A 23,797-nucleotide genomic window follows, 5' to 3' on the forward strand; every position below is an offset into this window, starting at 1 on the left:
GCGGCGGCGGGGGAACCGCTGCCGATCACGCCGAGCTGTCCGCCGACCGCGACCACGTCGTCTTCCTGGGCGGTGATCTCCAGCAAGGTGCCGGCGACGGGCGACGGGATCTCCGTGTCGACCTTGTCGGTGGAGACCTCGAGCAGCGGCTCGTCCACGGCGACCTCGTCACCGACGGCCTTCAGCCAGCGGGTGACGGTGCCCTCGGTGACCGACTCGCCGAGTTCCGGCATCTTCACCGACGTGCCGTCGCCGGACGAGGCGGGCGCGGCCTGCGCGGCGGGCGCGGATTCCTGGGCGGGAGCAGCCTCGGGCTCGGCCGCGGGCGCTTCCTGCGCGGGGGCTTCCTGCGCGGGCGCGGCGGCCTCGGGAGCGGGCGCGGGCGAAGCCGCCTCACCGGCCGCACTGATGACGCCGAGTTCGCCGCCGACCTCGACAACGTCGTCTTCGTTCGCGACGATCTTCGACAGCACACCCGCCGCGGGGGACGGGATTTCGGTGTCGACCTTATCGGTGGAGACTTCGAGCAGCGGCTCGTCGACCTCGACCGTGTCTCCTTCCTGCTTCAGCCACCTGGTCACCGTTCCCTCGGTGACGCTCTCACCAAGAGCGGGCATCTGGACGGAGAAGGCCATGTCCGTTGACTCCTCTGACTGCTCGACGGGGTTCTACAACAGTTGATCTCGCTGCGGACGCCCGCCGCGGGTCGCGCCGGGAGTCCGGAAGCCACCGATCATTGTGGCGGCGCCGGAGATCCGTGTGGTTCTTGTACCGCGGTCCATCCTTGCACTCGCGCGCAAGCCATGTAGCACAGGGCGGCGTACTGCACGGAGCTGGCAGTATGGGAAGACCGGCGGTGAACATTCTCCGGTGCAGGAAAGGAGGTCGGCGTCGTTGAGTTTGCTGGATCGTTTCCGTGGCGGCGCTGCCCGGGGTGGCGGCGTTTTACGTGGGGGTTCGGTAGCCGGGCAGGATGCCCGCTATCTCGCCGAGTGGGTCCGCGCCCACGAGGGTGTGGAAGGCTACATCGAGCCGAAGACCACGGTGACAGATGTCACAGTAGTGCTTATTGCCGCTGATGGTGAATGGACGCGCCGGATCGTCGGCGAGCGCGGGGCACAACGGCTAGCCAAGGATTTGCGCATCCCCGTCTACGACGTGCGTAAGACCGGCTATCCGCAGCGGATGCGCGACTATGACGCCCGCAAGCGGGTGGAGCGCAAGCGCGAACTGGAGCGGGATCTGCGCGATCTCTGAGTGGGCCGGGTTGTCTGATCCGCCCGTTTTCTCGGGGCGCGGCGGCGGGCTCGAAGCCGTCGGGTCACCGCGATCGGCGGCGCGCGGGCTCGGGTGCGCCGCCCGGGGATCGCCCCGGACGACGCACCCGCGAATTCACTCCGCGGCGATGTCCTGGAGCACGGCGATCAGCGTGCGAACCGGGACGCCGGTGCCGCCCTTCCCGATGTAACCGAACGGGCCGCCGGTGTTGTAGGCCGGACCCGCGACGTCGAGGTGGGCCCACTGCACGTTCTCCGGGACGAACTCCTTGAGGAACAGCCCGGCCGAGAGCATGCCGCCCCAGCGGTGCGGCGCGACGTTGGCCAGGTCGGCGATCTTGGAGTTCAGGTCGCCGCGCAGCTCGGCCGGAAGCGGCATGGCCCAGCCGTTCTCGCCGACCTCGCGGGAGATGCGGGCCACTCGGTCGCGGAAATCGTCGGTGCCCATCACGCCGGGCGTGCGGGTGCCCAGGGCCACCATCTGCGCTCCGGTCAGGGTCGCCACGTCGATCAGGTACTCCGGCTCGTCCTCGCTCGCGCGCACGATCGCGTCGGCGAGGATCAACCGGCCCTCCGCGTCGGTGTTGAGCACCTCGACGGTGGTGCCGCCGTACTGGGTGAGCACGTCGCCGGGGCGCTGCGCGGTGGCCGAGGGCATGTTCTCCGCCATCGGCACCGTGGCGGTGACGGTGATCGGCAGGCTCAGCCGGGCGGCCAGCAGCGTCGTCGCGATCACGGCGGCGGCGCCCGCCATGTCGGAGGTCATGTTCTCCATGTTCTGCGCGGGCTTGATGGAGATGCCGCCGGTGTCGAAGGTGATGCCCTTGCCGACCAGCGCGACCTTCTTCGAGCCGCCCGCGTAGGTGATCCGGATCAGGCGCGGCGGGCGCGCGGAGCCCTTGCCCACGCCGAGCACGCCGCCGTAACCGCCCGCTTCCAGCGCCTTCTCGTCGAGCACCTCGACGCTGAGGCCCGCGGCCTCGGCGAGTTCCCGCGCCCGGGAGGCGAACTCGGCGGGGAACAGATGGCTGGGCGGGGTGTTCACGAAATCCCGTGCGGTGGCCACGGCCTCGGCGGTGAGCTGGGCGCGGAACAGCGCCTCTTCGCCGAATCCCGGCTCGGGCACGAGCAACTCGACGCGAGCCACCGGGCGTTCGTCCGGCTTGGGCGCGGACTTGTCCGAGCGGAACGGCGTGAACGTGTAGGCGCCCAGGTAGAAGCCTTCCGCGGCGGCGCCGATGTCGAGCCCGGACAGCGTGGTCACCACCAGTTCGGTGCCGGAGAGCGCGCGGGCGGCCGCTCCGGCCGAGCGGCGGATCTGCTCGGCGTCGAGTTTGTCGGCGGACCCGAGGCCGACGGCCAGGACGCTGGTCACCCCGTCCAGCCCGGCCGGCGCCGGGATGCGGGTCAGCTCCTCGGCCTTGCCCTTCGCCCCCACCGCACCGAGCTGGTCGAGCAGTTCCCCGCGCAAATCGGCGGTGAGCACGTCGCCGAACAGGTCCTCGGGCACGATGGCGGGGCCGTCCTCCGAGGAGGTCAGCCCGATGACGAGCACATCGGTGTCCGCGCCGATGGTCTCGGTGCGTGCCAGTTCCGGTCCGAGCGAGCGATCTGCAACAGCGGTCATTGGCACAGGTTATGCGCTCCGTTCCAGATGGCGCACCGCGACGCCGTCGAGCAAGAGTTCCACCGCGGCGGCGAGCAGGTCGTCGAAGTTCATCTCGAAGCCGGAGTCCTGGTCGGTGAGCAGACGATGCAGGACGGGGCGGATCGCCGGGTCGAGCAATTCGGCGATGTCGCGCCCGAACGCGGTCGTCTCGGCGGCGTCGCGCGGATCGCCCAAGCGGTCGACCCGCTCGGAACTCCACAGCAGTGCGAGGCCCTGGACCAGGCCCGACAGGGCGAGGTAGATGGTGAACCCGGTTCGCCGGGTGAGTCCGGCGTGGTCGAGTGCGGCGAAGTTCCGTTCCAGGACGTCCAGCAGCGCCGGGCCCAGCGGCGGACGGGTGCGCGCCAGCAGCGGCAGCATCCACGGATGCCTGCGGTAGAGACGCCACTCCTCGTGCGCCTCGTGCCGTAGCCGGGGTCGCCAGCCGGTGCGGTCGGCGGGCTGCGGCGGCGGGATCTCGTCGAGTACCAGCTCGGCCATGCTCGCCAACAGCGCTTCCCGGTCGGGGAAGTGACGGTAGAGGGCGGCGGTCGCGACACCGAGCGTGCCGGCCAGGCGGCGCATGGTGAGGCCGTCGATCCCGTCGCGGTCGGCCAGCTCCACCGCCGCGCGGGTGATGCCGACGGCGGTGAGCCGCGCCGGGCGGGCGGCGCGGCGCACCGGGATCGCGGCGCGGCGGGCGCGGTAGGCGCGGGCCTGACAGGCGCGGGAGCAGTACTTGCGCCGACGGCCCAGCGCGGGCTGGACGAGTTCCTTCCGGCAGAGCGCGCAGGTCATCCCCGCCCTCCATTTCCACACACGAACATGTGTGACGAAATACTAGTGGCATGGCTCTGACCTGCCTAGATTTACCAGCGAGATACGGTGTTCACAACGAAAGGGGACGCGGATGGAGATCACCGCCCGCCAGGCCGGAATCCAGGACCGGGACGCGCTGATCGAGGCGTTCGGCATCGCGAGCGCGGACGAGGTGGTGACCACGTGGGTGCTCGAAGGCCAGCCCGACGCGAGTGCGCGTACCGCGTTCGTACCCGGCCTGGTCGATCGGGCGTTGCGCGACGACGCGATCTGGATCGCGGGCGCGGACGAGGAGATCTGGTCGGTGTCGATCTGGCAGCACGTCACCTCGGTCCAGCGATTCGCCGACGAGGCCGACGAGGCGCGCGCCATGCTCGAACAGGCTCCCGAATCGCGCGTGGCGCAGCGGCTGACGGTGCTCACCGACCTGCTCGCCCGAGAACACCCCCGCGAGCTGCCGCACCGCTACCTGCAGGTGATCGTCACGGTGCCCGAGCATCGTGGCAAAGGGGCCGGTGCGGTGATCCTCGCCGACCGGCTGAAAGCCGCCTCGGACGCGGGTGTTCCGGCGTTTCTCGAAGCGAGCACCGAACGATCCGCTCGGCTCTACCGCCGCTCCGGATTCACCGCGACCGGGACGACCCACACGCTGCCGGAGAACGGCCCGACGCTGATCCCGATGTGGTTCCGCCCGTGATGCGAGGCGAGGACCACGGCTCCGGACGCCGCTGCCCCGGATAAGCTCGGCTGGTGACCGAGACGAGCCTCCTGCAAGGACCCATCCACGCCGTGCACGTCGAGCTGGGCGCCACCTTCGCGCCGTTCGGAGGCTGGGAGATGCCGGTGTCCTACGCGGGCACGGTGACCGAGCACCAGGCGGTTCGCACGACGGTGGGGCTGTTCGACGTCAGCCATCTCGGCAAGGCGACGGTGCGGGGCCCGGGCGCCGCGGCGTTCGTGAATTCGGCGCTCACCAACGATCTCGGCCGTATCCAGCCGGGCAAGGCGCAGTACACGCTGTGCTGCACTCGAGGCGGGGGAGTGATCGATGACCTGATCGCCTACTACGTCGGCGACGACGAGATCTTCCTGGTGCCGAACGCCGCCAACACGGCGGCGGTCGTGGCGGCACTGCGCGAGGCCGCGCCCGAGGGCGTCACCGTCACCGACGAGCACCGCGACTACGCCGTGTTCGCCGTGCAGGGCCCACGCTCCACCGAGGTGCTGGCCGGGCTCGGACTGCCCACCGACCTCGAGTACATGGCCTATGCCGACGCCGTGTGGGAAGGCAGGCCCGTGCGGGTCTGCCGCACCGGTTACACCGGCGAACACGGTTACGAGCTGCTGCCGCGCTGGGACGACGCCGAACCGCTGTTCCGCGCCTTGGTGGAGCGGGCGCGCGCCGCCGAGGGCCAGACGGCCGGGCTCGGTGCCCGCGACACCCTGCGCACCGAGATGGGCTATCCCTTGCACGGCCACGAACTCTCGCCCGGCATCTCCCCGGTGCAGGCGCGCTGCGGGTGGGCGGTCGGTTGGCAGAAGCCGCAGTTCTGGGGCAAGGCCGCGCTGGAACAGGAGAAGTCGGCGGGCCCGCGCCGAATCCTGCTGGGCTTGCGCGCACTCGACCGCGGTGTGCTCCGGCAAGGGCAAACGGTGCTGCGTGCCGGCGAACCGGTCGGCGAGACCACTTCCGGCACCTTCTCGCCCACGCTCAAGGTCGGCATCGCGCTGGCTCTGCTGGACACCTCGGCCGGCATCGAACCCGGCGCCGAGGTCGAGGTCGACGTGCGCGGCCGCCGCCTGCGCTGCGAGACCGTTCGGCCACCGTTCGTCCGCACCAACACCAAGTGATCCCCCTCGCGGGTGGCCGGGAGCAACGGCTGTCCGGTGCCGTGCGGCCACCGGAGACGAAGGGGCGCCGACCGTGGCGGAATCGCCGGAACCCGTCCGGATAGGATCGTCGCCATGACCGCTGCCGCACAGTTCACCCGTGTTCCGCATCCCGCGCCACTCGCGGCGCAGCGGCGACAAGAGGTACTGGCGCAGCCCGGGTTCGGGCGGTATTTCACCGATCACATGGTCTCGATCGATTACCTCGACGGCGCGTGGACGAACGCGCGGGTGGAGCCGTACGGCTCGCTGGCGCTGGATCCCGCGACCATGGTTTTCCACTACGGCCAGGCCATCTTCGAGGGACTCAAGGCCTACCGTCAGGGCGACGGCAGCGTCTCCTGCTTCCGGATCGACGCCAACGCCGCGCGTTTCCGCCGGTCGGCACGCCGGATGGCGATGGCGGAGCTGCCCGACGAGCTGTTCATCGAGTCGGTGCGCCAACTGCTCGAGGTGGACCGGGAGTGGGTGCCCGCGGCGGGCGGCGAGGAATCGCTGTACCTGCGTCCGTTCATGTTCGCCACCGAGGCCGGGCTCGGCGTGAAGCCCGCCGCGGCCTACAAGTACCTGTTGCTCGGTTCCCCGGCGGGGGCGTATTTCCCGCGCGGTGTGAAGCCGGTGCGGGTCTGGCTGTCCACCGAATACGTGCGCGCCGCGCCGGGCGGCACCGGCGAGGCGAAGGTCGCGGGCAATTACGCCGCTTCGCTGCTGGCCCAGGCCGAGGCCTCGGCCAAGGGATGCGACCAGGTGGTGTGGCTGGACGCGTGTGAGCGCCGCTACGTCGAGGAGATGGGCACCAACAACCTGTTCTTCGTCTACGGGGCCGGTTCCGAGGCGCGGCTGGTCACGCCCGAACTGTCCGGCTCGCTGCTGCCCGGCATCACCCGCGACTCGCTGCTGACCCTCGCCGCCGATTCCGGCTTCCCCGTCGAGGAGCGCAAGATCTCGGTCGAGGAATGGCGCAAGGGCGCCGAATCCGGCGAGATCACCGAGGTTTTCGCCTGCGGGACCGCCGCGGTGATCACCCCGGTCGGCTGGGTCCGCTCCGGTTCGGGCGAGTTCACCATCGGCGGCGGAGAGCCCGGCGCGGTCACCATGGCTCTGCGCGACACCCTCACCGGCATCCAGCGCGGCACGTTCGCCGACAAGCACGGCTGGATGCGGCGTATGTGACTCAGCCCGGCATCAGCATGTGCCACTGCTCCAGCGTCTGCGGACGCATGACGTAGTTCTTGTCCCGGACAGTGGACAGTGCGGCGCTGGGTTCCTGCGAATACCAGTGGCCCGGGTAGACGACCGGGTCGCCGGCGAGTCCGGCCAGGTAGCGCAGGCTGCGGAACATTTCGTCCGAATCGCCGCCGGGGAAATCGGTGCGGCCGCAGCCGTCGACGAACAGGGTGTCGCCGGCGATCAGGCGGTTGTCGAACAAGAAGCACTGGCTGCCCGGCGTATGTCCGGGCGTGTGTAGTAACTCGATGTCGAAGGCCCCGACGGTGACCTTGTCGCCGTGCTCGTGACCGGTCAGTTCGCTCTCGGCGATCCCGGTGACGTTGGCCACCCACGGCAGCTCTTCGGCGTTGACATGCACTGGCACACTTGTCTTTTCGAGCAGCTCGCGCACGCCGCGCAGGGTGAATCCGAGCATGGTGCCGCCCACGTGATCGGGGTGGTGATGGGTGGCGAGCACGCCGGTGAGGCGCAGGCCGTCTCCCTCGGCGATGTCCACCAGATCACCTGCCGCGTAAGCCGGGTCGATCACCACGCACTCGCCCGTTTCCCGATCGCCGATCAGATACGCGAAATTGCGCATCTGCGTCGCGATCGGATCGCCCACGGCGTAGTCGCGTCCCGACAACAGCTGGCGAAAATACAGGCGCTCAGAAGACATACCGCCCACCTTATTGCCCGACCCAGACGATCCGCGCGTCGCGGCCGGAAAAATTCCAGTGACCCAGACTCCCGGGCCGTTTCGAACCGGACCGATGCCCGAGTCGGCAGGGCCGGGCCCGGGTCATCCAGGCTGGACAGCGAGCGAGAGCACGGCTGCCGTGAGCGCCACGGTGGTCTCCACAGCCGCGCCGAGGACGTCACCGGAGAGTCCGCCGAAGCGGCGGGCGCAGTGCCGGACCAGGATCGCCGAGGCGGCCAGGCCGAGCGACACGGCGAGGGGGCCGAGCCACGGGCGGCCGGGGACGGCGAGCAGGGCGAGGGCGACGGCGGCCACCGGCCAGCACACCGCGGCGACGGCCGATTGCGTGCCCGCCACCAGAACGCCGAACCCGGTGCCCGGCGCGGCCGGGATACCGCGGCAGGCGAGGATCACCGCGACACGGCCGCTCGCCACGGCGAGGGCCACCGCGAGCCATCTGCTCGAATCGGCCAGGGCGGCGAACGAGAACGCCTGCACCCCGATGGTGAACGTGAGTCCCGCGACGCCGAACGGTCCGGCACCGCCGCTTTTCATGATCTGCCTGGCCCGTTCGGGCGGCCCGTAGCTGCCGAGCCCGTCCAAGGTGTCGGCCAAGCCGTCGAGATGCATACCCCTGGTGAGCAACGCCAGCGCGCCGACCACCAGCAGCCCGGCCAGCGAAGCATTCGCCCCGGCCCAGGTCAGCGCCCAGAGCAGCGCCGCGGCGCCCGCGCCGAGCAGGGCGCCGACCAGCGGCGCCAAGACGATCGCGCGTCCGGCCGCCGAGCGATCCACGGCATCCGGCCCGCGCACCGGCAGCACCGTGAGCCAGGAGATCGCCAACCGCACGCCGTTCACGCCGCACCTCGTCCGCCAGGCGGCGCCGAACGTGCCGAACGCGACCGCGCCCTCCTTGATGCCAGGTGGTGGGAGCGGGCGGCGCAGGCGCGCGAGGGCTTCACTTGCGCAGGTTCGGCGCGGGGGCTGCCGCTTCGGCATCGGCGGTGCTCACGCCCGCTTCGGCGAAGGTGGACATTTCCGCGAGGGTCGCGACGGCCGATCGGAGGATGGGCAGCGCTGCCAGGGCGCCGGAGCCCTCGCCGAGGCGCATGCTCAGGTCGACCAAAGGATCGAGCCGCAAGTGTCGCAGCGCGAGGTCGTGTGCCGGTTCGGTGGACCGGTGACCGGCCAGCCACCAGGCGCTCGCGCCCGCGGCGAGGTCTTCGGCGACCATCGCCGCGGCCGTCCCGACGACGCCGTCGAGGATGACGGGTGTGCGCCGGGTGGCGGCCTGGGCGAGGAACGCGGCCATCGCGGCGAAGTCGGCGCCCCCGGCCACGCGAAGCAGTTCCACCGGGTCCTTCACCACCGGGCGGGCGCGGCGCATCGCGTCGCGGATGGCGGCGACCTTGCGAATCCATCCGGCGTCGTCCACGCCGGTGCCGCGGCCCACCGCCGCGACCGGTTCGGTATCGGTCAGGCTCGCGATGAGCACCGTCGCCGGGGTGGTGTTGCCGATGCCCATATCGCCCGCGATCAGCAGGTCCGCGCCCGCGTCGATCTCCTCGTCGGCGATGGCGCGGCCCGCGGCGATCGCCGACCGGACCTCGTCGGCGGTGAGCGCGTCCTCGCGATCGATCGACCCGCTGGCGCGGCGTACCTTGTGCTTCGAGACCTGCGGGTCGGTGTCGGCGTCGACGGAGAGGTCGGCAACCCGGACGGTCGCGCCCGCCACGGCCGCGAGCGCGTTCACCGCGGCCCCGCCGCTCAGGAAGTTCGCGACCATCTGCGCGGTGACTTCGCTCGGATACGCCGACACTCCGTGCCGCGCGATGCCGTGATCCCCGGCGAACACCACCACCCGGGCGCGCTCGAACTGCACCGGCGGGCAGACGCCCTGGCAGGCCGCCACCCAGTTACCGAGTTGCTCCAGTCGGCCCAGCGCTCCCAAGGGTTTGGTCAGCTGCGTCTGCCGCTGCTCGGCCGCCGCACGAAACTGTGCGTCCGGGGGCGCTACCGGTCCGAATCCGTGCGTCACTATCGAGCCTTTCGGTCATGGCGGTTCCGCCGACTACGCCGCCCAATCTTGCCATTGCCCCTTCGCCGTCGTCCGCCCCTGACCGGGCCTACGGCGCCCTTCCCCGCCCGGACTCCCGACTGTGCCGGGCTATTTGAGGCGCAGGGGCAGGCCCGCGATGACGAAGAACGCTCCGTCGCAGACCTGGGCCAGGCGTTGATTGAGGATGCCGATCTCGTCGCGGAAGAGACGACCGGAGCGCGTGGCTGGGATGACGCCCATACCGACCTCCGGGCTGACGATCACGAGATCGCCGGTATAGGCCGCGACGGCCGCGATCAGCGCGTCGGTGTCGGGGGAGACGGTGCCGCGCGGGGCGTCCCAGGCGTCGCGCGCGTCGATGCGGGCGGTGAGCCACGTACCGATGTCGTCGATCAGGGTGCAGGTCGAGGGCGCGGGCTCGGTGAGAATCGTTGCCGGATCCGCGCTTTCGACCGTCGACCAGCCCGCCGGGCGGCGGGCGCGGTGCTGGGCGATGCGCTCGGCGAAATCATGATCGTCCGGATGGGGCACCGCGGTGGCGAGATAGCGCACCGGGCCTCCCGCCCGCACCGCCAGGTCCTCCGCGAACGCCGACTTCCCGGACCGCGCGCCACCCAGAACGAGGGTGCTGCGCGGCGCTGCGGACGAGGGATCTTGTGACACGGGTGCACGCTATCAACCGCACAGCCGACCGCTACGCGTCCGCGTCTCGCCCCGGTGCGCCGTGCCGAGACGCAGCACTCGCGGACCGCCGTGACAATCGCCCACGTCATTCCTCCGGGCTGCGGCCGAAGCGGCGGCGGTACTCGGTCGGAGCGATGCCGACCAGACGTTGGAAATGGTGACGCAGGAGGGCGCCGGAGCCGAAGCCGGAGCGGGCGGCGATGCGTTCCAGTCCGAGATCGGTCTCCTCGAGCAGTTGCTTGGCCAGCAGGACGCGCTGGTTGGTGAGCCATTTCACCGGCGTGGTCCCGGTCTCGGCGGCGAAGCGGCGGGCGAAGGTGCGGGTGGACATGTTGGCGCGGGTGGCCAGGTCTTCGACGGTGTGCGGCAGGTCGAGATGCTCGTTCATCCAGGCCAGGGTCGGGATGAGGCTGTCGGAGGTGCAGGCGGCGACGGGACGTTCGATGAACTGGCGTTGACCGCCGTCGCGTTGCGGCGGAACCACCATGCGCCGCGCGATGGCGTTGGCCACGCCGCTGCCGAGTTCGCGGCGGACCAGGTGCAGGCAGGCGTCGATGCCCGCGGCGGTGCCCGCGCTGGTGATCAGATCTCCCTCGTCGACGAACAGCACGTCCGGATCGACGGTCGCTTCCGGGTACTCGGCGGCGAGTTTCTCCACGTAGCGCCAGTGCGTGGTGCACTTGCGGCCGTCCAGCAGTCCGGCCGCCCCGGCCAGGAACGCTCCGGAGCACACGGTGAGCACCGTCGCCCCCGCTGCCGCCGCGTCGCGCACGGCCGCGACCACCCGCGTATCGAATCCGTGGTCGGCCGCGGCGGCCGGGATGGCCACCAGATCCGCTGCCGACAGCTCCGCGAGCCCGTACTCGGGTGTGACGGTGATCCCTGGACTGGTCGAGTGCAGCGGGACACCCGGCTCCGCGCCGCACACCCGGAAATCGAAGGCGGGCAGTCCGTCGGTGGTGCGGTCGAGGCCGAATACCTCACAGATGACCCCGAATTCGAACATGGCCATGCGTTCGGACAGCACCACGGCGACCTTCGACAGCATGCCCGCCAGTCTACTGGCCGTATTTTTACGAACTATGTCAGTACAGCCACTTTCGGCGGTAAATCACACACCGCAAAATTACTGCCATGGCTGCTTTCCTCATCTCCCTGGCCCTCATCCTGGCCTTCGCCACCTGGATCGCCCACAGCACAGGCCGCGCGGGCTCCTCGAACATCGTCGACCGCGACGCCGAACGCCTGAACACCGAGTTGACGGCAATGCTCGGCCGCAACACCCACCACCGCTGACCGACCGGCCGCCGACACCCGCGTGAAATGCCCCCGTCCCTGCCGGCCAGCTGACTCCAACCGTCCGCCACCGGCGACAGCGATACCGAGGTGGTGCGATCACCACCCGACTTGCCCAGCGCACCCCCACCCCAGGTTTCAAGCGACGTGATCGATCGTGCGCCGTTAGCGAGCATGGCGTGCCGGGAGCGCCGCATTCCCGAGGGGAGAAGCGAGTACCGCCCGCCACCGTCGACAGCGATACCGAGGTGGTGCGATCACCACCCGACGCGCCCAGCGCACCCCAACCACGTCTTCCGAGCGAAGCGAGACCGAGCATCCGCCGTTCGCGGCCCGGCTCGCGTTCGAGCGACCACCGCGTCCGCGACGAAGTCGCCAGCGGTGGTCGCTCGAACGCGAGCCAAAGAGGGGCCGCGAACCCCCAGCGCCGAAGGCGCTGGAAAAACTACACAGCCTCCCCCGGGCTGACGCGCGGCTTCGGTGCGCGCATCTTCCGGATCTGGGAGGCGCGGACGAACGCGTACCAGCCGAGGCGGTAGCCGGTGTCGGTGGTCTCCGGGAAACGCTCCCTGACCCGGTTGTTCACGACTCGGCCGAGCAGGAAGCCCTCGGCCCCCATGAACAGCATCATCACCAGCATGGCCAGTGTGACGATGGTTTGCAGCGCGGGCGCGACGAACATCGACAGGATCAGTACCAGCGCCATCGGCATGAACAGGCCGACCAGGTTGCGCCGGGCGTCGACGATATCGCGGACGAACGCCCGGACCGGGCCTTGGTCGCGGTGCGGCAGGTATTTGTCCTCGCCCGCGAGCATGCGTTCGCGGCGATCGGCGGCGGCTTCGCGCCGTTTGGCGGCGGCCGCCTTGCGCTCTTGCTTGCTGCCTCGCGCGGCCTTGCGCCGGGCGCGGGCCTCCTTCGCGGTGAGCGGTGCGGGTGCTACCGGTCCGCGGCGCTTGCCTTGTGCGTCACGGCGTTTCGGGGTGGGACGGCCCTTGCCCGCGGTGGCCGTGATAGCCGTGCGGGTGGTGCCCGCGGCCGAGTCACCGTCCGTGACCACCGTCGTATCGGCGGTCGCGTCGGTGGTGCTGGACTCGCCGCGACGGAACAATTTCACATCGACCAGGCTATTCGATGGGCAGCGCGGCGGGAAATGCGGTCCGATTCGCCGGGAGTGTGCGGGGTCACGGAGGTTGCGTGCCCCCACGGATCGAGTGGTGGCAAGATGGAGGAATAGCAGCCGGCCGAGTGGTGTTGACCGACACGACCCCGTGCGCTGTTCACGGGTAGACGACAGGTTCCTCGAGGAGAGTTCATGACTGTGCAGAACGAGACCGCCACCCACGGTGTGACTCTGACCGACGCCGCCGCCGCGAAGGCGAAGGCCCTGCTGGACCAGGAGGGACGCGACGACCTGGCGCTGCGGATCGCGGTGCAGCCGGGTGGTTGTGCCGGCCTGCGCTACCAGCTGTTCTTCGACGACCGTTCGCTCGACGGCGACCTGACCGTCGACTTCGGCGGCGTCAAGCTGGCCGTCGACCGGATGAGCGCGCCGTACGTGCAGGGCGCCTCGATCGACTTCGTCGACACGATCGAGAAGCAGGGCTTCACCATCGACAACCCGAACGCCACCGGTTCCTGCGCCTGCGGCGACTCCTTCAACTGAGGCTGCTCGTCTTTCCGGGCGCGCGGGTGGGGTGACGTGGGGCTCGAGTTCGGGGTTCTGCGCCGGGCGTGCTCGAGTTCCGGGCGAGTTACCCCCGTCCGCGCGAAATCAGTTGTCCGTGCGGACATGTAGGGGCCCGGATCGGTGAGGCGCATCCGCTACGGTGAGACCGGGACCTCGTCGTCCCGGTCTTGACCGCCTGCCGCCTACCGTTGAAGGGCTCAGCCACGTGTCCATCGCCGTTTCCGCGTCCATTGCGACCGACCACCTCATGCGTTTTCCCGGACGGTTCGCCGACGTACTGCTGGCCGATCAGCTCGACCACGTGTCGCTGAGTTTCCTCGTCGATGATCTGCAGATCCGGCGCGGTGGCGTCGGCGGCAACATCGTCTACGCCATGGGCCTGCTCAATCGCGCGCCGCTTCTCGTGGGCGCCGTCGGCGCCGATTTCGGCGAATACCGCGCCTGGTTGGAGAAGCAAGGGGTCGACTGCTCCACCGTGCTGGTGTCCGATCGTGCGCACACCGCCCGTTTCGTGTGCACCACCGACGACGACATGGCCCAGATCGCGTCCTTCTATCCCGGCGCGATGAGCGAGGCCCGCGACATCTCCATCGCCGAACTGGCCGAGACCAGGGAGCTCGACCTGGTCCTGGTCGGCGCGAACGACCCGGAGGCGATGCTGCGCCACACCGCCGAGTGCCGCGAGCTCGGCATCCCGTTCGCCGCCGACCCCTCCCAGCAGTTGGCCCGTCTGGACGGCGATCAGTCCGTGCAGCTGATCGACGGCGCCGCGTACCTGTTCACGAACAAGTACGAGTGGGCGCTGCTGCTGCAGAAGACCGGTCTGAGCGAGGAAGAGGTCGCCCAGAAGGTCGGCATCCGCGTCACCACGCTGGGCGCGGAGGGGGTGCGGATCGTCGACCGCGACGGCACCGAGGTCACCGTCGGCGTGGTGCCCGAGATCGAGAAGGTGGACCCGACCGGCGTGGGCGACGCCTTCCGCGCCGGCTTCCTCACCGCGCACACCGCCGGGTTGAGTCTGGAGCGTTCCGCGCAGCTGGGATCGCTGATCGCGGTGCTCGTGCTGGAGACCATGGGCACCCAGGAGTGGACGCTGACCAAGGAGTCCGCGCTCGAGCGCCTCACCCAGGCGTACGGTCCCGAAGCAGCGGCGGAGATCAAACCGCTGCTCTGATACGGGCAAAGCGAAGGCGCGCACCCGGCCGGGTGCGCGCCTTTCGTGTGTTCCCCTACAGCGAGACGGGGTAGACCGGCTCCTGGATCTCCGGCTTGATCCGGTCTTCGACGAAGATGCCGTGCCACACCATGAACACCAGCAGTGTCCACAGCCTGCGGCTGTGATCGGCGGTTCCGGCCCGGTGCGCGACCAGCATCTCGCTGATCGCGGCCTTGTTCAGCAGGTGGTCGGTCTGCGACTCGGCGATCTGCTGCTGCGCCCAGTCGTAGAGTTCCGTGCCGCGCAGCCAGTGCCGCAGCGGTACGGGGAAGCCGAGCTTGGCGCGGTGCAGCACGTGCGCGGGCACGATGCCCTCCAGCGCCTGACGCAGTGCGTACTTCGTGGTCTCCTTGGTGATCTTCTGGTCGAACGGCAGGCCCTCGGCCGCCTTCAGCACCTCGGCGTCCAGGAACGGCACACGCAACTCCAGCGAGTTGGCCATGGTCATCTTGTCGGCCTTGACCAGGATGTCGCCGCGCAGCCAGGTGAACAGATCCAGGTGTTGCATGCGGGCCACCGGGTCCCAGCCACGCGACTGGGCGTACAGCGGCGCGGTGACGTCCTGGTGCGTCCACTCCGGCCGGAACTCGCGCAGCACCGCGCGCAGCTGGGCGTCGTTGAAGCTGCGCGCGTTGCCGTAGTAGCGCTCCTCCAGGGTGAGCGAGCCGCGATGCAGCAGGCTCTTGCCCCTGGTGCCGTCCGGAATGCGGTCGGACAGTTTGCCCGCCAGGCTGCGCAGGCCACGGGGCAGCTTCTCGAACGGTTTCAGCGACAGCGGTTCGCGGTAGATGGTGTAGCCGCCGAACAACTCGTCGGCGCCCTCGCCGGAGAGCACCACCTTGACGTGCTTGCGTGCTTCCTTCGCCACGAAGTACAGCGGGACCAGCGCCGGGTCGGCCACCGGGTCGTCCAGGTACCAGACGATCTCCGGGATCGCCGCGGCGAACTCGGCGGGGGAGACCACCTTCACCACGTGCCGCGCGCCGATCGCCGCGGCGCTCTCGGCGGCCACATCCACCTCCGAGTAACCCTCGCGCTCGAATCCGGTGGTGAACGTGATCAGGTTCGGGTTGTGCCGCATGGCCAGCGCGGCGACCGCGGTGGAGTCGATGCCGCCGGACAGGAACGAGCCCACTGTCACGTCGGCGCGCATGTGCTTGGCGACGGAGTCCTCGAGCGCCGCCGCGATCTCGCGGTAGCGCGCCGCCGCCGATCCTGGCGTGAACGGGCGCACCGGGAACTTCGGGGTGAAGTAGCGGGTGATCTCCGGCGCCGCACCGGGCCGCACGGTGGCGTAGCTGCCCGATTCCAGCCTGCGCACGTCCTTGTGCAGCGTCTCCGGCTCCGGCACGTACTGCAGCACCGTGTAGTGCTCCAGTGCCCGCGGGTCCAGCGCGTCGCTCAGCCGCATCGCGGGCAGCAGTTCCAGCAAACTCTTCTTCTCGCTGCCGAACGCGGTGCCGCCCGGGCCGGTGGCCAGGAACAGCGGCTTGATGCCGAACGGGTCGCGGGCGAGGAACAGCTGCCTGGTCTCGGTGTCCCAGATCGCGAAGGCGAACATGCCGCGCAGGCGCCGCACTGCCTCCGGCCCCCAGTAGTGGAACGCCGCGACGATGGCCTCGCTGTCGCCTTCGGTGTGGAAGATCTTCCCGTCCGGGAACTCGCCGGCATGCGCTTCGGCGAGTTCCGCGCGCAGCTCCAGGTAGTTGTAGATCTCGCCGTTGAAGGTGAGCGCGTAGCGGTCGGGCTGCCCGGGCGGTCCCCAGCGCAGCGGCTGGTGGGAGTGCTCGATGTCGATGATCGACAGGCGGTTGAAGCCGAAGATCACCCGGTCGTCGTGCCAGGTGCCGCGCTCGTCCGGACCGCGGTGCCGCACGCAGTGCAAGGCCTCGTAGACCTGCTCCACCGTGTCGGGTGCCGCCTCGTCAGATGCCAGGAATCCGAGCAGTCCACACACGGCGTCGGCAACCTCATTTCTCGCAGTCGGGATACGCGCTCACCGGATGGCGCGCGAGGGGGACGAAATCTAGTGTCCGAGTATGCCGCACCCACCGGCTCCGCGCGTCGTGCGCATCACGTCCCGGCCGGAATCGCTGGTGACGATGATCCGGGCGGGCTCGGCGAGGCGCCGAAGCCGACCCGACGACGAACGGAAGGCAGGTTTGGTCTACGCTGCGTAGTACTCAGGTCTCTCTCAGGCGACCCGCGCGGACGCGCTGGCCCGGAGGGCGTCCTGAACAAGCTTAGGACGCATCGTCGGGGCCGATCGCAGCCCCGCACGATGCACTGTCGGAATGTGTGGCGACCAGGAAGGCGTGAGCGTGGCGCACAAGGCGAGCGAAGAGATCGGGGCACGACCCGCCGTGGGTGGGCAGGGCCGCATCCTTCGGCGGGCCGGGCTGGCGGTGTCCTTGGGGATCACCGCGCTGCTCGTCTCGGGCTGCTCGATCGACAATGTTTGGCTGCGGTTCGGCTGGCCGTCGGGCATCACGCCGCAGGCCACCCGGATGCGGGAACTGTGGACCTGGTCGGTCGTCGCCGCGCTGGCGATGGGCGTGCTGGTCTGGGGCCTGACCTTCTGGACCGTCGCGTTCCACCGCAAGAAGGCGGACTCCCCGGAGTTCCCGCGCCAGACCGGCTACAACGTGCCGCTGGAGCTGACCTACACGGCGATCCCGTTCGTCATCATCGCCGTGCTGTTCTACTTCACCGTGGTCGTGCAGAACTACGTGCACGAGAAGGTGGACAACCCCGATGTCACGGTCGACGTGACCGCCTTCCAGTGGAACTGGAAGTTCGGTTACCGCAACGTCGACTTCAAGGACGGCTACAAGTTCGACGGCATCGACACCACGCGTGAGTCGCTGAACCAGGAACAGCTCGAGGGGTACGAGGAGCGGACCGAGAACGGTCACCCGCAGCCGGGCCCGGTGCACGGCAAGCCGGAGAACGACATCCTGTCCTACCTGCACTACGACAAGGTGGAGACGATCGGGTCCAGCAACGAGATCCCGGTTCTGGTGCTGCCGACCGGCAAGGTGATCGAGTTCCAGCTCGCCGCCGCCGACGTGATCCACGCTTTCTGGGTGCCGGAGTTCCTGTTCAAGCGCGACGTGATGCCGAACCCGAAGGAGAACAACTCCGACAACGTCTTCCAGATCACCGAGATCGAGAAGGAAGGCGCGTTCGTCGGCCGCTGCGCCGAGATGTGCGGCACCTACCACTCGATGATGAACTTCGAGGTTCGCGCCGTCACGCCGGAGAAGTTCACCAAGTACCTGGACGCACGCCAGGCGGGCAAGACCAATGCCGAGGCGCTCGAGTCCATCGGTGAGTCCCCCGTCGCCACGTCCACCACGCCGTTCAACACCAGGCGCGACATCAAGAGCGCGGCCTCGGCCGAGAGCAAGTGAGGATTTGATCTGACATGAAGATCGAAGCGCGGATTTTCGAACTGCTCACGGTGTTCTTCATCATCGTGGCGGTGGTCTACGGCTTCTTCACCGCCCAGTCGCGCACCGGCATCGAATGGGCGGGCACCACGGCGACCGTGCTGACCGCTGGTCTGTCGCTGATCATCGGCACCTACTTCCGATTCGTCGCACGTCGTCTCGACCTGCGCCCGGAGGACTACGAGGACGCCGAGATCGTGGACGGCGCCGGCGACCTGGGCTTCTTCTCGCCCGGCAGCTTCTGGCCGATCACCCTGGCCGCCGCGGGCTCGGTGACCGCGCTCGGCCTGGCGTTCTTCCAGTTCTGGCTGATCGGCATCGGCGTCGTCTGCGTGCTGGCCGCGGCCGCCGGGCTGGTGTTCGAGTACTACCTCGGGCCGGAGAAGCACTGAGCTGATACCCGCCGAAACGGCCCCACCGGGAAACCGGTGGGGCCGTTTCGCGTGCGCGGCGAGGTGTCAGGCCAGAGGCTCAGCTGCTTTGCCGGTCGGCGTGGTGACGGTCGCCGCGGCCTGCGGTACGACGGTCTCCGTGTCGTCGTCGACTTCGAGTTCCGCTGGAAGCACGCGCATACCGATCACGGGGGAGAACGCGAACACGACCAGTGTGGACGCCGGGAAGGCCGCCGCGATCAACAACGTCGTCGCTGCCGAAAGGTGGCTCGAGGCCACACCCCCGACCAGCGCGCCGATCGGAACAATGCCCAGGGTCGCGAACCGTCGTGAAGCACTGACGCGGCCGAGCAGGCGGTGCGGTGTCAGCCGAGCGTTCATCCCTGAGGTGTTGACACTGATGACGACCAGGAGAAACGACAGTAGAAAGACGGCAGCGGCGTATGAAATCCAGATCGGAATCGGAAGGTGGCGGCCGACTGTCGGAGCGGCCAGCGCGGCACCCATGGTGAAATAGCCGACCACCTGAGTACGAACTTCTCCCAGCGCCCGTCCGATGTGCCGGCCGACGAGTGATCCGACGAACCCGCCCGCGGAACCGAGCGCGAGGGCGTATCCGTACTGGCTGGCGGACAGTCCGCAATCACGCAACACATAGACCGCGATCACCGCGTTGTACATACCCGCTCCGAAGTTCAGCAGTACCCCGGCAGTGACAGTCGCCCGCAGGATGCGGTGCCCAGCGACGTACCGGATGCCTTCGCGCACAGCCGTACGGAATCCGACCGGCTCGCTCGCGCGGGTGTTTTCCGCCCGCCCATCCGGAATCCGCCAGACGAACAGCGTCGAGACGAGACTGAAGACGCCCACGACGAGGAACGTCGCCGCCACGGAGATGGAGGCGATCAGCTTTCCCGCAACAGCCGGGATCGTCGCGCTCGTCATGGTGTCGACGGACTGCAGGCGGGCCGACGCCTCCGAGACGCGTTTGCGTCCGACCAGGCTGGGCAGAATCGCCGTGTGCGCCACGTCGAAGAAGACATTGGCTGTGCTGACGACTGCGCCGACCAGCATCAACTGCCATATCGCAAGGACGTCCAGGAAGTATCCGAGCGAGATCCACAGGACGGCCGCCAACCGGACAAGGTCCGAGACGATCAGGACGCGTTTGCGGCTCCACCGGTCCACCCATACTCCGACCGGTAGCGCCACCACCAGATATGCGGCGCGGGACAGGGCGGCGATCACACCGACTTGGAAAGGGCTCGCATGAAGAACGACGACCGATGTGACGCTCAACGCGACGACCGTCAGGTTGGAGGCGATGTCCCCGAACGCATTCGCCACCCACAACGCCCGAAAACCACGCTCCGCGAGTACCCCCCGAGAGCGCATTTGTTCGCTGCCCCACACGGGCGGACAATTTACCGAAGTACCGGTGACGGAATCAGCCACCTTCCTTCGACATCGCAGATCCGGTTGTCGGGCAATATGTGCGTCCAGTTCGATACGCTTCAGCACCGCCGACCGGCGCGAGCAGCGGCGTAATTCCCGCGTCCTGGGAGATGACGAGCGTTCGGACATCGGCCCGGTCGCGGTGACGACCGGTGGATAGCCAGGCTGGCCGGAACTACGTCGATCTACTCCGCCTCGTATCGCAGCGCGTTCTCCGAGCGGCAGATCTCCTCGATGCCGGAGACGACGTCGCGCAGCAGTTCGGACGGGAGGGCGGCGGGGCGCAAGCGGCAGGTGAAGGTGATCAGACCGTGGTCTTCGGGGGGCAGGCCGCGGGCGGCGGATTCCGCGCGCAGGTAGCGCGAGCGGACGCCGTAGGTCATCGCGGAGATGACGGTGAAGCAGCCGGTGCGTTCCCGGTGGCCCGAGAACAGGTCGTGCAGGCGGTAGAACACCGACGTATAGCTCGACAGGGGCGCGAAAACGCCCACCCGGTAGGCCGGACCACGCTCCGACGAGCTGAGGGCTGTATCGGCCAGATATTCGGCGTCCCGCAAGGTCTGCACCTTCGGCGCGAACAACACCGCGCCCGCGGCCGCGTTGCGCACCGGCATGCCCGCCTTACCAGGTGCGGCGGAGGCGATGGCGCCCAGCGATTTGCGGGCCCGGGAGCCGACCTCGCGCCGGGCTCGCAGCCCTCGGGTGGGCGCGGTGGGGTACAGGCTCGACCACTGGCCGAAGCGGACGGTGCCCAGTTGCACGTGACCGGTGCCGACCGGACGCGCCACCTTCAGCGGCGCCGTGTCGACCCAGCGCCCCACCTGCAGTTCGGCGTTGCCCGGCCGGGCGATCTCGGCGTAGGCGTGCTCGACGAAGGAGTCGAAGTCGAGGAACCGGTCGGCGTCGGTGGTCAGCCAGGTACGTTCCTTGTCGATCTCGATGGCGTCCAGAGTGAGCGCGGTGATGATGCCCGCGCGGCCGCCCGCGCCCAGGATGCGCTGGAAGCGCTCGGTGTGATGGGTGCGCCCGCAGGTGCCGATGCGCCCGTCGGTGTCCACGTACTCCAGGTCGACGATCTGGTCGATGAACAGACCGTGCTTGTGCGATGCCGCGCTGACGCCGCCGACCGAGGCGAAGCCGCCCGCGGTGATGTCGCGGTGGTCGCCGACGATGGGCAGGCCGAGGCCGTGCGCGCCGAGCCTGCGGTCGATGTCGGAGAGTTTGGCGCCCGCCTGCACCCGGACGGTGCGCCGGCCCAGGTTGATGTCCAGCACCTGATTCATCCGGCGCAGCGACACCACGGTCGGCTGAGCGGGCAGCGTGAGCCCTTCATCGATCAGCTCGCCGCCGCGCACCATCAGCCGTTCCGATCGCCCTCGTGAATCCCGCACCGTGCGAACGACATCAGCGGTATCGCGGGGAAGGTATTCCTCGGCGGGGGAGACAGTTTGCGGCGTGCTCATGGCAGAAAAGCTAACCACAGCGCGGCCCGTGACGCTCCCCCGAACTCGGGGGTTACCGCGACGCGGGCGCAAGGCTCTTGCTGAACAGGACGGATCCGGCGGCATCGCACAGATCGACGGTCAATTCCCTCGACTTTCCGTCGATGCGCACCTCGCCGAAATGCTGGAAGGCGTCCAGCGGCGAGCTGTTCTGCACGGGTGGCGCGTGGACGTAGACCGCCTCCGGACCGAATGTGCCGTCCAGCTGGTTCGGGCCGAACGCCCCCGCGTTGAGCGGCCCGGAGACGAACTCCCAGAACTCGTCGAAGTCGGTGAAGGCCGCGCGCTCGGGTGAATAGCGGTGTGCTGCCGTGTAGTGCACGTCGGCGGTGAGCCAGACGACGTCGACCACTTTGTTCGCCCGGATCGACGACAGCACCTGGGCGATCTCGCGTTCCCGGCCCGACGGTGCGCCGGGGTCACCATTGGCGGGGCCTTCGTAGGCGGTGGTGTTCTTCTGTTCGCCGTCCGGGACGATCACGCCCAGCGGCAGGTCAGCGGCGATGATCTTCCAGGTGGCCGTGGACGCGCGCAGACCATCGATCAGCCATTTCGTCTGCGCCGGACCCAGAATGCGACCGTTGGGTGCGTTGTTGGCGTTGTTGGCGTCCTTGTTGGCGCGCATGTCCAGCACGAAGACCTCCAGCAGCGGGCCGTAGGGGATCTTGCGGTACAGGCGGCCGTCCACCGCTTCCCTCGGCTCCAGCGGCATCCACTCGTGAAAAGCCTGCCAGGAGCGGGCGGCCAAGGTGTCCATGGCGCGTTCGGTGTAACCCTTGTTCTCGGCGACCAGGCCGCCCGGGTACCAGTTGTTCACCGTCTCGTGGTCGTCCCACTGCACCACCTGGGCGACGGAGCTGTTGAAACGGCGGTAGTTGGCGTCGGTCAGGTTGTAGGCGTAGTTGCCGCGGAACTGATCCAGCGTCTGCGCGACAGCGCTTTTCGCCTCGCTCACGACATTGCGCCAGATCCGGCCGTCGGGCAGCGGGACCGATTCCTTCAGCGGGCCGTCGGCGTAGATCGAATCGCCGGAGTGCAGGAACAGGTGCGGGTCGCGGGCGGCCATGGTGGCGAAGATTTTCATGCCGCCCAGGTCCGGGTTGATGCCGTAGCCCTGGCCCGCGACGTCGCCGCTCCACTGGAGCCGGATGTCCGCGGCGGCGGTGGGCGCGGTGCGGAACACGCCGGTGACCGGTTCGGAGACGGCGCCGTCCTCGCCCTGCAGCGTCACCCGGTAATGCACCTGCTGTCCCGCGGGCAGGCCGTTGACTCGCACGCGGCCGGTGCCGTCGGAATCCGGCGTGAGCAGCGGACCGGTGAAGCGCTTGGCATCGGTGAACGATTCCGTGGCGGCGGTCTCCACGACCAACGTGGCGGGACGATCGGCGCGGGCCCAGATCAGCGCGCCGTCGGCGCGTGGGTCGCCCACCGCCACGCCGTGAGTGAGCACAGGCCGCTGCCGGACCAGCCCTGGGCCGCTGTCCGAAGAGCACGCGGTGAGCACAGGGGCCGCGACGAGTCCGAGTGCGGAGGCGCGTAAGACGGTGCGCCGGGATGGGCCTGAGGCGGAACCGGTCATGCGGCCACCTTGGCGCAATCACGTCAACGTCACGTGAACGCACCGAATCCACGCGGCCAACAAGCGCGCTCGTTCGTCAGTGCGCCAGGCGCGCCAGGCGATGGTGCAGTTCGCCGGCCCAGTCCACCCCGCCCAGGTGCTGGTAGTCCACCCACAGGGCATCGAAGACGTCGCGGCCCTCGGAGATCCAGCCGCCGCGCTTGTCCGCCTCCAGCACCACGCTCATGCCGGTCTCGGTCGGGACGAAGGTCACCTCGAGCTGGTTCAGGCGCGGGTAGCGGGGTGAACCGGCGAACTCGATCTCTTGGTAGAACGGCAGCGTCTGCGGTGTGTTGTGCACCCGCCCCGACTCCACGTCCGCGCTGCGCAAGTGGAATCCCAGACGTTCCACGGCTTCCAGCACCACGTGCTGTGCGGGCAGTGCGCCGACGCCGATCGGGTCGGTGTCGGCGGCGTCCACCGCGCCGTGGATCTCCACGATCGTGCGCAGCGCGACGACCGTGCCGGGCAGATGGCGGCCGTTGTAGAAGGTGATCGGCGTCTCCATCGGCGCGCGGGCGGTGAACCGGAAATCCAGCGCCGCGCCCGGGGGCAGCCGCAACGGCCCGTGCACCCCGGTGCGGCCGAACGCGATATCACGAACCCCTTCGTGATCCTCGTACTCCTGCTCGGCCCTGGTCACGAACTCCACCGCCACAAAAGCGATCTCCTGACCGACCGTCCCGCCCCGCAAGCGGATCACCCCCTCGACCACACCTCCGGGCTGCACGCCCGGCGTGAACAACTCGGTCTCCACTTCGGCCCCACCGACCCCGGCCGCCGCCAGCAACTTCTTGAACATGCCCCGCAGTCTGCTCGCCCTTGCCGAAGGAAACCTTGGCGTTTCCTTACGTGTGGGCAACCTCATCGCGCATTCCTTCTGCGGCGCT

23 protein-coding genes are annotated in these 23,797 nt (G+C 69.1%); 9 read left to right on the top strand and 14 right to left on the bottom strand.

From position 1 onward, the window contains the following. Positions 1-635, bottom strand: a 635-nt coding sequence (locus ON27_RS09190) for a biotin/lipoyl-containing protein (protein WP_043722486.1), incomplete at its 3' end; no start/stop codon positions are given. 259 nt (positions 636-894) lie between these two features. On the opposite strand from ON27_RS09190, the gene ON27_RS09195 reads away from it, so the two are divergent. Further along, positions 895-1,257, top strand: coding sequence for a hypothetical protein (locus tag ON27_RS09195; RefSeq protein WP_043722565.1), 363 nt, complete (start codon positions 895-897; stop codon positions 1,255-1,257). 135 nt (positions 1,258-1,392) lie between these two features. On the opposite strand, the gene ON27_RS09200 is transcribed toward ON27_RS09195, so the two are convergent. After that, positions 1,393-2,904, bottom strand: coding sequence for a leucyl aminopeptidase (locus ON27_RS09200; protein ID WP_043722490.1), 1,512 nt, complete (start codon positions 2,902-2,904; stop codon positions 1,393-1,395). A gap of 9 nt (positions 2,905-2,913) precedes the next feature. Then, a complete protein-coding gene (locus tag ON27_RS09205) occupies positions 2,914-3,723 on the bottom strand; it encodes a TetR/AcrR family transcriptional regulator (RefSeq protein WP_043722493.1) in 810 nt (269 codons plus the stop codon). Positions 3,724-3,835: 112 nt separating this feature from the next. On the opposite strand from ON27_RS09205, the gene ON27_RS09210 reads away from it, so the two are divergent. The 3 genes from ON27_RS09210 to ON27_RS09220 all read left to right on the top strand — a co-directional run bounded on the left by ON27_RS09210 (position 3,836) and on the right by ON27_RS09220 (position 6,807). After that, positions 3,836-4,441 (top strand): GNAT family N-acetyltransferase, encoded by a 606-nt coding sequence (locus tag ON27_RS09210; RefSeq protein ID WP_043722495.1) that lies wholly within the window; start codon positions 3,836-3,838, stop codon positions 4,439-4,441. Between the two features lie 53 nt (positions 4,442-4,494). Continuing rightward, positions 4,495-5,595 carry a glycine cleavage system aminomethyltransferase GcvT gene (gene gcvT / locus ON27_RS09215; RefSeq protein ID WP_043722499.1) on the top strand — a complete coding sequence of 367 codons (1,101 nt, stop codon included), beginning with the start codon at positions 4,495-4,497 and terminating at the stop codon, positions 5,593-5,595. A gap of 114 nt (positions 5,596-5,709) precedes the next feature. Beyond that, positions 5,710-6,807, top strand: coding sequence for a branched-chain amino acid aminotransferase (locus ON27_RS09220; RefSeq protein WP_043722502.1), 1,098 nt, complete (start codon positions 5,710-5,712; stop codon positions 6,805-6,807). A 1-nt stretch (position 6,808) separates the two neighbouring features. Here ON27_RS09220 and ON27_RS09225 read toward each other — a convergent pair whose 3' ends face one another. From ON27_RS09225 to ON27_RS09245, 5 genes are all read right to left on the bottom strand, one after another. Beyond that, positions 6,809-7,522 (bottom strand): MBL fold metallo-hydrolase, encoded by a 714-nt coding sequence (locus ON27_RS09225; RefSeq protein WP_043722506.1) that lies wholly within the window; start codon positions 7,520-7,522, stop codon positions 6,809-6,811. 123 nt (positions 7,523-7,645) lie between these two features. Next, positions 7,646-8,401, bottom strand: coding sequence for an adenosylcobinamide-GDP ribazoletransferase (locus ON27_RS09230; protein WP_043722569.1), 756 nt, complete (start codon positions 8,399-8,401; stop codon positions 7,646-7,648). A 100-nt stretch (positions 8,402-8,501) separates the two neighbouring features. Then, the gene (cobT, locus tag ON27_RS09235) at positions 8,502-9,581 is read right to left on the bottom strand and encodes a nicotinate-nucleotide--dimethylbenzimidazole phosphoribosyltransferase (RefSeq protein ID WP_043722510.1); all 1,080 of its coding nucleotides are present in this window, start codon (positions 9,579-9,581) and stop codon (positions 8,502-8,504) included. Between the two features lie 129 nt (positions 9,582-9,710). Continuing rightward, the gene (gene cobU / locus ON27_RS09240; protein WP_043722513.1) at positions 9,711-10,265 is read right to left on the bottom strand and encodes a bifunctional adenosylcobinamide kinase/adenosylcobinamide-phosphate guanylyltransferase; all 555 of its coding nucleotides are present in this window, start codon (positions 10,263-10,265) and stop codon (positions 9,711-9,713) included. A 106-nt stretch (positions 10,266-10,371) separates the two neighbouring features. Further along, positions 10,372-11,334, bottom strand: coding sequence for a helix-turn-helix domain-containing protein (locus ON27_RS09245; protein ID WP_043722516.1), 963 nt, complete (start codon positions 11,332-11,334; stop codon positions 10,372-10,374). Between the two features lie 86 nt (positions 11,335-11,420). On the opposite strand from ON27_RS09245, the gene ON27_RS42775 reads away from it, so the two are divergent. Then, the gene (locus ON27_RS42775; RefSeq protein WP_157227138.1) at positions 11,421-11,582 is read left to right on the top strand and encodes a hypothetical protein; all 162 of its coding nucleotides are present in this window, start codon (positions 11,421-11,423) and stop codon (positions 11,580-11,582) included. Between the two features lie 445 nt (positions 11,583-12,027). On the opposite strand, the gene ON27_RS09250 is transcribed toward ON27_RS42775, so the two are convergent. Next, on the bottom strand, positions 12,028-12,642 hold the full coding sequence (locus tag ON27_RS09250) for a DUF3043 domain-containing protein (protein ID WP_245559882.1): 615 nt from the start codon (positions 12,640-12,642) through the stop codon (positions 12,028-12,030). 255 nt (positions 12,643-12,897) lie between these two features. Between ON27_RS09250 and ON27_RS09255 the strand changes: the two genes are divergently transcribed. Then, positions 12,898-13,248: a HesB/IscA family protein gene (locus tag ON27_RS09255; RefSeq protein ID WP_043722523.1), complete on the top strand. Its 351-nt coding sequence runs from the start codon at positions 12,898-12,900 to the stop codon at positions 13,246-13,248. Positions 13,249-13,477: 229 nt separating this feature from the next. Beyond that, positions 13,478-14,446, top strand: a complete 969-nt coding sequence (locus ON27_RS09260; protein WP_043722528.1) for a carbohydrate kinase family protein — start codon at positions 13,478-13,480, stop codon at positions 14,444-14,446. A 55-nt stretch (positions 14,447-14,501) separates the two neighbouring features. Here the strand turns inward: ON27_RS09260 and asnB are convergent, their stop codons facing one another. Further along, complete coding sequence (gene asnB, locus ON27_RS09265; protein ID WP_043722529.1) at positions 14,502-16,445, bottom strand: asparagine synthase (glutamine-hydrolyzing); 1,944 nt, start codon at positions 16,443-16,445, stop codon at positions 14,502-14,504. 364 nt (positions 16,446-16,809) lie between these two features. Between asnB and ctaC the strand changes: the two genes are divergently transcribed. Both ctaC and ON27_RS09275 read left to right on the top strand, forming a co-directional pair. Beyond that, positions 16,810-17,901, top strand: a complete 1,092-nt coding sequence (gene ctaC / locus ON27_RS09270) for an aa3-type cytochrome oxidase subunit II (protein ID WP_245559880.1) — start codon at positions 16,810-16,812, stop codon at positions 17,899-17,901. 14 nt (positions 17,902-17,915) lie between these two features. After that, entirely contained in the window at positions 17,916-18,332 is a 417-nt protein-coding gene (locus tag ON27_RS09275) for a cytochrome c oxidase subunit 4 (RefSeq protein ID WP_043722530.1), read from the top strand. A 66-nt stretch (positions 18,333-18,398) separates the two neighbouring features. Here the strand turns inward: ON27_RS09275 and ON27_RS09280 are convergent, their stop codons facing one another. The 4 genes from ON27_RS09280 to ON27_RS09295 form a co-directional block, all read right to left on the bottom strand. Continuing rightward, positions 18,399-19,916: an MFS transporter gene (locus tag ON27_RS09280; RefSeq protein ID WP_083887457.1), complete on the bottom strand. Its 1,518-nt coding sequence runs from the start codon at positions 19,914-19,916 to the stop codon at positions 18,399-18,401. Between the two features lie 56 nt (positions 19,917-19,972). Next, the gene (locus tag ON27_RS09285) at positions 19,973-21,250 is read right to left on the bottom strand and encodes an FAD-binding oxidoreductase (protein WP_043722536.1); all 1,278 of its coding nucleotides are present in this window, start codon (positions 21,248-21,250) and stop codon (positions 19,973-19,975) included. 52 nt (positions 21,251-21,302) lie between these two features. Continuing rightward, on the bottom strand, positions 21,303-22,868 hold the full coding sequence (locus tag ON27_RS09290) for an alkaline phosphatase D family protein (protein WP_043722541.1): 1,566 nt from the start codon (positions 22,866-22,868) through the stop codon (positions 21,303-21,305). Between the two features lie 76 nt (positions 22,869-22,944). After that, complete coding sequence (locus tag ON27_RS09295; RefSeq protein WP_043722542.1) at positions 22,945-23,709, bottom strand: sporulation protein; 765 nt, start codon at positions 23,707-23,709, stop codon at positions 22,945-22,947. Between the last annotated feature and the right edge of the window lie 88 nt (positions 23,710-23,797).

It is taken from the genome of Nocardia asiatica NBRC 100129, from assembly GCF_000308415.1.
GTDB lineage: Bacteria > Actinomycetota > Actinomycetes > Mycobacteriales > Mycobacteriaceae > Nocardia > Nocardia asiatica.

What these genes read in the sequence shown, in the direction of transcription:
- ON27_RS09200 (WP_043722490.1), bottom strand. Translation starts at nt 2,904, where the DNA reads ATGACCGCTGTTGCAGATCGCTCGCTCGGACCGGAACTGGCACGCACC.
- ON27_RS09205 (WP_043722493.1), bottom strand. Translation starts at nt 3,723, where the DNA reads ATGACCTGCGCGCTCTGCCGGAAGGAACTCGTCCAGCCCGCGCTGGGC.
- ON27_RS09210 (WP_043722495.1), top strand. Translation starts at nt 3,836, where the DNA reads ATGGAGATCACCGCCCGCCAGGCCGGAATCCAGGACCGGGACGCGCTG.
- ON27_RS09220 (WP_043722502.1), top strand. Translation starts at nt 5,710, where the DNA reads ATGACCGCTGCCGCACAGTTCACCCGTGTTCCGCATCCCGCGCCACTC.
- ON27_RS09225 (WP_043722506.1), bottom strand. Translation starts at nt 7,522, where the DNA reads ATGTCTTCTGAGCGCCTGTATTTTCGCCAGCTGTTGTCGGGACGCGAC.
- ON27_RS09245 (WP_043722516.1), bottom strand. Translation starts at nt 11,334, where the DNA reads ATGCTGTCGAAGGTCGCCGTGGTGCTGTCCGAACGCATGGCCATGTTC.
- ON27_RS42775 (WP_157227138.1), top strand. Translation starts at nt 11,421, where the DNA reads ATGGCTGCTTTCCTCATCTCCCTGGCCCTCATCCTGGCCTTCGCCACC.
- ON27_RS09255 (WP_043722523.1), top strand. Translation starts at nt 12,898, where the DNA reads ATGACTGTGCAGAACGAGACCGCCACCCACGGTGTGACTCTGACCGAC.
- ON27_RS09275 (WP_043722530.1), top strand. Translation starts at nt 17,916, where the DNA reads ATGAAGATCGAAGCGCGGATTTTCGAACTGCTCACGGTGTTCTTCATC.
- ON27_RS09280 (WP_083887457.1), bottom strand. Translation starts at nt 19,916, where the DNA reads ATGTCCGAACGCTCGTCATCTCCCAGGACGCGGGAATTACGCCGCTGC.
- ON27_RS09285 (WP_043722536.1), bottom strand. Translation starts at nt 21,250, where the DNA reads ATGAGCACGCCGCAAACTGTCTCCCCCGCCGAGGAATACCTTCCCCGC.
- ON27_RS09290 (WP_043722541.1), bottom strand. Translation starts at nt 22,868, where the DNA reads ATGACCGGTTCCGCCTCAGGCCCATCCCGGCGCACCGTCTTACGCGCC.
- ON27_RS09295 (WP_043722542.1), bottom strand. Translation starts at nt 23,709, where the DNA reads ATGTTCAAGAAGTTGCTGGCGGCGGCCGGGGTCGGTGGGGCCGAAGTG.